Origin of the sequence: Phenylobacterium sp. (genome assembly GCF_016793285.1) — a bacterium.
In the GTDB taxonomy this organism is placed as follows: domain Bacteria; phylum Pseudomonadota; class Alphaproteobacteria; order Caulobacterales; family Caulobacteraceae; genus Phenylobacterium.
This window is the reverse complement of sequence record NZ_JAEUMO010000204.1, coordinates 37,735-45,890: the sequence shown is the minus strand read 5'-3', so window position 1 is coordinate 45,890 and position 8,156 is coordinate 37,735. Positions and strand designations below refer to the sequence as shown.

9 protein-coding genes are annotated in these 8,156 nt (G+C 71.2%); 8 read left to right on the top strand and 1 reads right to left on the bottom strand.

The features are described from left to right. The 5 genes from JNL41_RS17795 to JNL41_RS17775 form a co-directional block, all read left to right on the top strand. Positions 1–601 (top strand): AMP-binding protein (locus JNL41_RS17795; RefSeq protein WP_293477266.1); only part of this gene is annotated, 601 nt, incomplete at its 5' end. Between the two features lie 39 nt (positions 602–640). Next, positions 641–1,408: an SDR family oxidoreductase gene (locus tag JNL41_RS17790; RefSeq protein WP_293477264.1), complete on the top strand. Its 768-nt coding sequence runs from the start codon at positions 641–643 to the stop codon at positions 1,406–1,408. Then, positions 1,408–2,610, top strand: coding sequence for a CoA transferase (locus JNL41_RS17785; protein WP_293477262.1), 1,203 nt, complete (start codon positions 1,408–1,410; stop codon positions 2,608–2,610). Before JNL41_RS17790 ends, JNL41_RS17785 begins: the two co-directional genes overlap by 1 nt. Beyond that, complete coding sequence (locus JNL41_RS17780; protein ID WP_293477260.1) at positions 2,607–3,359, top strand: enoyl-CoA hydratase/isomerase family protein; 753 nt, start codon at positions 2,607–2,609, stop codon at positions 3,357–3,359. Before JNL41_RS17785 ends, JNL41_RS17780 begins: the two co-directional genes overlap by 4 nt. 56 nt (positions 3,360–3,415) lie before the next feature. Then, complete coding sequence (locus tag JNL41_RS17775) at positions 3,416–3,691, top strand: hypothetical protein (protein ID WP_293477258.1); 276 nt, start codon at positions 3,416–3,418, stop codon at positions 3,689–3,691. A 3-nt stretch (positions 3,692–3,694) separates the two neighbouring features. Here the strand turns inward: JNL41_RS17775 and JNL41_RS17770 are convergent, their stop codons facing one another. Beyond that, complete coding sequence (locus JNL41_RS17770; RefSeq protein ID WP_293477256.1) at positions 3,695–4,105, bottom strand: hypothetical protein; 411 nt, start codon at positions 4,103–4,105, stop codon at positions 3,695–3,697. A gap of 146 nt (positions 4,106–4,251) precedes the next feature. Here JNL41_RS17770 and JNL41_RS17765 point away from each other — a divergent pair, with 146 nt between their 5' ends. The 3 genes from JNL41_RS17765 to JNL41_RS17755 all read left to right on the top strand — a co-directional run bounded on the left by JNL41_RS17765 (position 4,252) and on the right by JNL41_RS17755 (position 8,100). Next, positions 4,252–5,070: an acyl-CoA thioesterase domain-containing protein gene (locus JNL41_RS17765; protein WP_293477254.1), complete on the top strand. Its 819-nt coding sequence runs from the start codon at positions 4,252–4,254 to the stop codon at positions 5,068–5,070. A 106-nt stretch (positions 5,071–5,176) separates the two neighbouring features. After that, a complete protein-coding gene (locus JNL41_RS17760) occupies positions 5,177–7,300 on the top strand; it encodes a M13 family metallopeptidase (protein WP_293477252.1) in 2,124 nt (707 codons plus the stop codon). Next, positions 7,294–8,100: an RNA methyltransferase gene (locus JNL41_RS17755; protein ID WP_293477272.1), complete on the top strand. Its 807-nt coding sequence runs from the start codon at positions 7,294–7,296 to the stop codon at positions 8,098–8,100. The genes JNL41_RS17760 and JNL41_RS17755 overlap by 7 nt, the downstream gene beginning before the upstream one ends. Positions 8,101–8,156: the final 56 nt, after the last annotated feature.

Genomic DNA, 8,156 nt, shown 5'->3' with positions numbered 1-8,156 from the left:
CCAGCGCATCCTGGAGCGGTACGGCATGAGCGAGGCGGTGATCATCACGACGAACCCGCTGGACGGCGAGCGCATCGGCGGCTCGGTCGGCTACCCGCTGCCGGGCGTGGAGCTGCGCATCGGTGGCGGTGAGGAGACCGGCGTGATCCAGATCCGCGGGCCCTCGGTGTTCTCGGCTTACTGGCGCATGCCGGAGAAGACGGCCGAGGAGTTCACGGCCGACGGCTTCTTCATCACCGGCGACGTCGGCCGGACCGATGCGGACGGGCGGGTCTGGATCAGCGGCCGGGCGAAGGACCTGATCATCTCGGGCGGCTACAACGTCTATCCGAAGGAAGTGGAACTGGTGCTCGACGAACTGCCGGGCGTGACCGAGAGCGCGGTCATCGGCGTGCCGCACCCGGATTTCGGGGAGGGCGTGGTGGCGGTGGTGATGGGCCGCGGCGACGAGGCGGCGATGATCGCCGAGGCGCGCTCGCAATTGGCCGCCTACAAGGCGCCCAAGCGCGTGGTGTTCGTGGACGAGCTGCCGCGCAACGCCATGGGCAAGGTGCAGAAGAGCCTGCTGCGGCAGCAATACGAACACTTGTTCGAGGCCTGATCGCCGGGCAGGGTCCGCGTCCAGAAACGGGAGGACGGGATGGATCTGCAGCTCAAGGGCAAGACCGCGGTGGTGACGGGCGCGACGCGCGGGATCGGGCGGGCCATCGCCGAGGCGTTCGCCGACGAGGGCGCCAACGTCGCGATCTGCGCGCGCAACGCCGAACAGGTGGCCGAGACCGTGAAGGCGCTGGAGGCCCGGGGCGTGAAGGCCTTCGGCCAGGCGGTGGACATCTCGGACGGGCCCGCGATCAAGAGCTTCGTGCAGGCGGCCGGCGAGGCGCTGGGCGGGATCGACGTGCTGGTCTCCAACGCTTCGGCCCTGGTCCAGGGCAACGACGAGGCCTCGTGGCAGGCGATGTTCGACGTCGACATCATGGGCGCGGTGCGCACGTTCGACGCGGCGCTGCCGTTCCTGGAGAAGGCCGGCGCGCGCGGCGACGCGGCCTTCATCATCACCTCGTCGGTCTCGGCGGCCGAGTCGGACAACCCCAACAGCTACGGCGCGATGAAGGCGGCGCAGATCCACTTCGCCAAGGGCGTGGCGCGGCAGTACGCGCCGAAGCACGTGCGCTGCAACGTGGTGTCGCCCGGGACCGTGTTCTTCGAGGGCGGCGTGTGGGGGAACGTGAAGGCGGGCATGCCGCAGTTCTTCGAGCAGATGATCGCGCGCAACCCGACCGGCCGCATGGCGACGCCGGAGGAGGTCGCCGCGGCGACGGTGTTCCTCGCGAGCCCCAGGTCGGCGTTCACGACCGGGATCAACATGGTGGTCGACGGCGCGATCTCGCGGCGGGCCAACTTCTAGTGGCCGGCGGGGCGCTTGCCGGCCTGAAGGTGCTGGACTGCACCCATGTGATCGCCGGCGCCTACTGCTCGCTGGTGCTGGCCGACCTGGGCGCCGACGTCGTCAAGATCGAGCCGCCGGCCGGCGAGTCGACGCGCGGGATGCTGGGCCTGCGGGCCGACGCCTTCCGCGCCTTCGACCACGTGAACCGCAACAAGCGCGCGATCGCGCTGGACCTCGCGACCGAGGCTGGCGCGGACGTGGTTCGCAAGCTGGCCCGGACCGCCGATGTGTTCGTCGAGAACTACCGGCCGGGCGCGATGGACCGGATGGGGCTGGGCTACGAGCGGCTGTCGGCGATCAACCCGCGGCTGGTCTATTGCTCGGTCTCGGGGTTCGGGCTGGACGGGCCGTATCGCGAGCGGGGCGGGTTCGATCTGGTCACCCAGGCGATGAGCGGGATCATGAGCTTCGTGGGCGAGGCGGGCAGCGAGGTCCCCTGTTCGACGGCGGTGCCGATCTCGGACCTGAACGCCGGCGTGTTCGCCGCGGTCGGCGTCCTGGCGGCGCTGCAGAGCCGGACCGCCACGGGCCGGGGCCAGCACGTCGAGACGTCGCTGCTGGAGTCGGCGCTGGCCTACACGATCTGGGAGACGGGCATGTACCTGTCGAGCGGCGAGGTGGCGAGGCGCAACGGCGCCCGCCACCGGCTGGCGGCGCCCTACGAGCCGCTGAAGACGGCGGACGGGCACATCGTGGTGGGCGTCAACAGCCAGCGGCTGTGGGCGCGGTTCTGCAAGGCGATCGGCGAACCGGCGCTGGCGGGCGAGGCGGGCTTCGACACGCCGGCGGGACGGATGCAGAACCGCGACGCGCTGCAGGCGCGGCTGGAGGGCGTGCTGACGACACAGCGAGGGGCATACTGGCTCGAACGGCTGGAGGCCGAGGGCGTGCCGGCCGGGCCGCTGAACGACATCGCCCAGGCCTGGGACGACCCGCAGGTGAAGGCGCGGGGACTGCTGGGCGAGGCGGGCGGCCGGCGGTTCGTGAAGACGCCGATCAAGCTGCACGACACGCCGGTCGCGCTGGAGCGCGGCCCCGGCGAGGTGGGGCAGGACACGCGCGCCGTGCTGGCCGAGGCCGGCTATTCGAGCGACGAGATCGAGGCGCTGATCGCCAGCGGGGCGGCGGCGGTGGAACGCAGGACGGAGACGAAGGCGTGAGCGGGGTGATGCACATCGAGCGGATTTCGCCCGCGATCACGCTTCTGGAGATCGACAACCCGCCGATGAACCCGCTGGGCGTGGAGATGCGCGCCACCTTCATGGCGGCGCTGGACGAGGTCGAGAAGAACGATGACCTGCGCTGCCTGATCGTGACGGGGCGGGGCCGCGCGTTCTGCTCGGGCGACGACCTGAAGGCCGCTTCGGGCAAGGGCGAGGACCTGGCGGGCTTCGGGCGGTTGCTGGACCGCCTGGAACAGACCCGCGTGCCGGTGATCGCGGCGGTGAACGGCTGGTGCGTCGGCGGCGGCTTCGAGCTGGCGCTCTGCTGCGACATCCGCCTGGCCTCGACCGAGGCGAAATTCGTCTGCGCCGGCGTGAACGTGGGGCTGATGGCGTCGACCTACCGGCTGCCGCGGCTGATCGGCGAGAGCCGGGCCAAGTCGATGCTGCTGACCGGCCTGCCGCACGATGCGGAGACGGCCGAGCGCTACGGCCTGGTGACCGGCCTGCATGCGCCGGACGCGCTGAAGGGCGCCGCGGCGGCGCTGGCCGAGCGGATCGCGACGCGCGCCCCGCTGTCGGTGGAGGCGACCAAGCGCACCTCGCACCGGGCGCTCGACCTGTCGCCCGAGGAGTCGGGGAAGATCTGGGGCGAGGAACTGCGGGTGCTGCGCAGGTCCGACGACCACAAGGCGGCGCTGGAGGCCTTCCGCGAGCGCCGCGATCCGGTGTTCACCCGCAGCTAGCGTGCCCTGAAGGCCGCGATGGTGTAGGCTGTCGCCGCGATCATGGGATGAAGGCTATGAGCGATCCTGTCGGCCCCGGCGATCTTGTTCTCTGCGTGAACGCGGCCCCCAATCATGCTTCCGGCCGGCCGGTGCCCCTCCAGGCGGGCGAGACCTATCGGGTTCTGGGCGTCATGGAGTTCGGCTGTCCGTGCGGGCGCTCGGACGCGCTGATCGACGTGGGCATCGACTTCGCCTGGTGCCAGACGCGGTTCCGGCTGCTGCCGAAGCCCAGGGCCCAGGCCAGGACGCGCCGGGTCTCGGCGCCCAGGGAAACCGAAACCGTCCGCTGAGGCTCAGCGCTCGGAGGCGCGGCGCCCCGGGGGGCGGATGTCGCCCTGCTGCACCTGGCGAAGGCGCGCCACGTAGATGGGCCCCGCGGCCATCACCACGCCGAGCACGTCGGCGGTGACCCGCGTCGGCGAGATCAGGCTTCCCGCGAAGCACGGCGCGAGTTCGCAGAACAGCACCACCCAGGCCGCCACCAGCGGGATGTCGCCGCGGCGGACGTAGGGCATGAGCGCGTAAGCCAGGTTCACGGCGGCGTAGAAGATCAGCACCCGGGCCAGGAACGGCTCGGCGAGGGGCGTCAGCGAGATCGCCAGGACGGCGAGGCACATGATCGCCGCCACCGGCACGTACAGCGGCCGTGGGATCGCCGGCGCCGCCGGAAGCCTGATCTGATGCCCCATCGTCATCTGCGCCACGATAGGCGCCGCGGCCTTGGCGCAGGCTTAATTTTCATGGTTGATCATGGGTTTATCGGGGCCTGCCCGCCGCGCGCCGCGTCTCGGCGGCCCGCCCTGGGGCGAAGGCCTTGCGCGCAGGCCCGCAACGGGCTTTGAGGGCGGCGATGAGCAAGCTCTTCTTCGACCTCCAGGCGACCCACAACCCGCACCGCTGGTACTTGCCGATCACGCCCGAGATCTGCGTCGGCCCGACGGGCAATCAGTTCATGTTCGGCGGGGTCGGCATGGCCTCGGCGGTGGCGGCGCTGGAGCGGACGGCGGGGCGGCCCCTGATCTGGGCCACGGCGCAGTATCTCGGCTACGCCCGGCCGGGCAGCGTGGTCGACATCGACGTCTGGACGCCGGTGGAGGGCAAGTACAACACCCAGGCGCGCTCGATCAGCCACGTCGACGACAAGGAGATCATCAGCGTCAGCGCCGCCCTGGGCGCGCGGGAAAGTCCCTTCGACAGCCAGTGGGTCGAGGCCCCGGTCGTGCCGAAGCCCGAGGCCTGCCCGGTCCGCCATCACTGGCGCGGGTCGGAGGAGGGGGTGCATTCGCGCATGGACGTGCGTTTCGCCAAGGGCCGCTCGGGGTTCGACCGGGACGGGGCGGCCGAGCCGGACGGGCGCACGATCCTGTGGGCGCGGCCGAAGGACGACCTGGCGATCGACGCGGCGATGCTGGCGGTGATGGCCGACTTCGTGCCGCAGGGCGTGGGCAACGCGCTTGGCCGCAACGCGGGCGGCAACAGCCTGGACAACACCCTGCGCATCCGCCGGATCGTGCCGACGCAGTGGGTGCTGTGCGACATCCGCATCTCCGGCGTGGCGGGCGGGTTCGCCCACGGCTCGATGTCGCTGTTCGCCGAAAGCGGGGAGCTGATGGCGACGGCCAGCCAGTCGCTGATCGTGCGCGTTCGGGAGAGCGCGGAGGACCGCTGATCGCAATCCGGCGTCGTGGCGCTCGCCTTGTGCCGGCCAGGGTGTATGTAGCGGCAAAATCGTGCGCCGCCGGGACGCGGGCCGCACCTGGGAGTGACCTGATCCTATGACCCTTCGCCTGCTGGCCGCCTGTTCGGCCGCCGCCCTGCTTTCCGCCTGCGCCACCATGGAGAAGGCGCCGCCCGCGCCACCGCCGGTCGCCGAAGCCCCGCCGCCTCCGCCCGCGCCTCCGCCGAAGCCCAAGGCCGCGGTCGGGACCTTCGGGTTCAACGTGGACGGCATGGACAGGTCCGCGGCCCCCGGCGACGACTTCTATCGCTACGCCGTCGGCAAGTGGACCGACACCACCGAGATCCCGGCCGACCTCTCCAGCGTCGGAGCCTTCGTGGCGATCCGCGAGACGGCCAACGCGCGCATCCGCGGGATCATCGAAGACACCGCCAAGGCGCCGGCCGCCGAGGGCTCGGACGCCCAGAAGATCGGCGACTACTTCGCGAGCTTCATGGACCAGGCGCGGATCGAACAGCTCGGCGCGGCTCCGCTGAAGCCGGAACTGGACGCCATCGCCGCGATCAAGACGCGCAAGGACCTGTCGGCGGCGCTGGGCGGCTCGATCCGCGCCGACGTCGATGTGCTGAACGCGACCAACTACTACACGCCGCGGATCATGGGCCTGTGGGTCGCCGAGGACCTGGACGACACCACGAAGTACCGGCCCTACCTGCTGCAGGGCGGCCTCGGCATGCCCGACCGGGAGTACTATCTCGGCTCGAACGCCCGCTACGTCGAGCTGCGCGGCAAGTACGAGACGCACGTGGCCAACATGCTGCGGCTGGCCGGCTTCTCCGAGCCCGAGGCGCGGGCGAAGCGCGTGATGGCGCTGGAGATGGCCATCGCCAAGGCCCACGTCAGCGTCGACGAGACCAACGACGTGGCCAAGGGCAACACGGTCTGGCTGCGCGCCGATCTGGCGAAGAAGGCGCCGGGCCTCGACTGGACCGCCTTCCTGATCGCCGCCGGCATGAACGACCAGCCGCGGTTCGGCGCCTGGCAGGCGACGGCGATCGCGGGGACGTCGAAGCTCGCGGCCAGCCAGCCGATCCAGGCTTGGAAGGACTACCTGGCGTTCCACACGGTCGAGAACGCTGCGCCGTACCTGTCGAAGGCCTTCGTGGACGAGAGCTTCGAGTTCAACAACCGCGCCATGAGCGGCACGCCGCAGCAGCGCGAGCGCTGGAAGCGGGGCGTCGACAACACCTCGGCGGCGCTGGGCGAGGCGATCGGCAAGCTCTACGTCGAGAAATACTTCCCGCCGGAGGCCAAGGCGCAGGCCAGGGAGATGGGCGAGAACGTCCTCAAGGCCTTCGCCGCGCGCATCGACCGGCTGGACTGGATGGGGCCCGAGACGAAGGCCCAGGCCAAGAAGAAGCTTTCCAATTTCAACATCATGGTCGGCTATCCCGACAGGTGGCGCGACTACTCGGCCCTGTCCGTGGTGAAGGGCGACGCCTACGGCAACGCCCGGCGCGCCGGGCTCTTCGAGTACCGCCGCAACCTCGCCAAGCTGGGCCGGCCGGTGGACCGCGGCGAGTGGTTCATGACGCCCCAGACGGTGAACGCGCTGTTCGCGCCGAGCCAGAACTCGGTGACCTTCCCGGCCGGCATCCTGGCGCCGACCTTCTTCGATCCGAACGCAGACGCGGCGGTGAACTACGGCGCCGTCGGCGGCGTGCTGGGCCACGAGGTGAGCCACGGGTTCGACGACATCGGCGCGCTGTTCGACGCCGACGGCAACCTGAAGAACTGGTGGACCAAGGCCGACATGGACCACTTCAAGGCCGAGGCGAAGAAGCTGGCCGACCAGTACTCGGCCTACGAGCCGCTGCCGGGGCTGCACATCAACGGCCAGCAGACCTCGAGCGAGAACATCGCCGACGTGGCGGGCCTCGCCACCGCCTGGGACGCCTACCAGCTCTCGCTGAACGGCAAGCCGGCGCCGGTGATCGACGGCTTCACCGCCGAGCAGCGGTTCTTCCTCGGCTGGGCGCAGAACTACCGCGCCAGGTTCCGCGAGGCGGCGCTGCGCCGGCAGATCGTCACCGACGTCCACGCGACGGCGCCGTACCGCGCGCTGACGGTGCGCAACCTCGACGCCTGGTATCCGGCGTTCGACGTCAAGCCGGGCCAGAAGCTGTACCTCGCCCCGGCCGAGCGGGTGAAGATCTGGTAGCGGTCGCGATCGACGGCCCCGCGGACCCCCGGCTGGAACCCTACCGGGCGGTCCGCGAGCGCGACCTGACGGGCCGCGAGGGGCTGTATGTCGCCGAGGGGCGTGTCGTGCTGGAGAAGGCGGTCGCCGTCGATCCCGCGGCGGTGGTCTCCGTCCTCGTGGCCGCGCATCGGCTGGAGAGCCTGGCCGGGGTGCTGGCGGGGCTACCGCCGTCGACGCCGGTCTACGCGGCCGGGCAGGCGGCGATGGACGCGGTCGTGGGCTTCCCGATCCACCGGGGCATCCTGGCGCTGGTGCGGCGGCCCGTGCGGGACGCGGCGGCGCTGGTGGCGCGCCTGCCGGCGAGGGCGCTGGTCGTGGGGCTCGTGGGCATCGCCAACCACGACAACATGGGCGGCATCTTCCGGAACGCCGCGGCCTTCGGCGCCGACGCGGTGCTGCTCGACGACACCTGCTGCGACCCGCTCTACCGCAAGGCCATCCGCGTCAGCGTCGGGGCCGCGCTGAGCGTGCCGTTCGCGCGGGCCGGGAACGCGGCGGCCATGGCCGACCTGCTGGCGGGCGCGGGCTTCGACATCGTGGCGTTGTCGCCGCGGGGCGACGTCGAACTGGCCGATTACGCGCCGGGCCCGCGGACGGCGGCGCTGTTCGGGGCCGAGGGGCCGGGCCTGCCTCAGGCCGTGATGGCCCGCGCGCGCACCGTGCGGATCGCGATGGCCGGCGGCTTCGACTCCCTGAACGTCGCCACCACGAGCGGCATCGTCCTGCACAATCTGGGAGCGAGGCGCGCCACGCCTTAGCTCGCGCTTAACGCGTTTGGGCCGACAACGCTCGCCGAGGCATGTCCGGGGGGAAT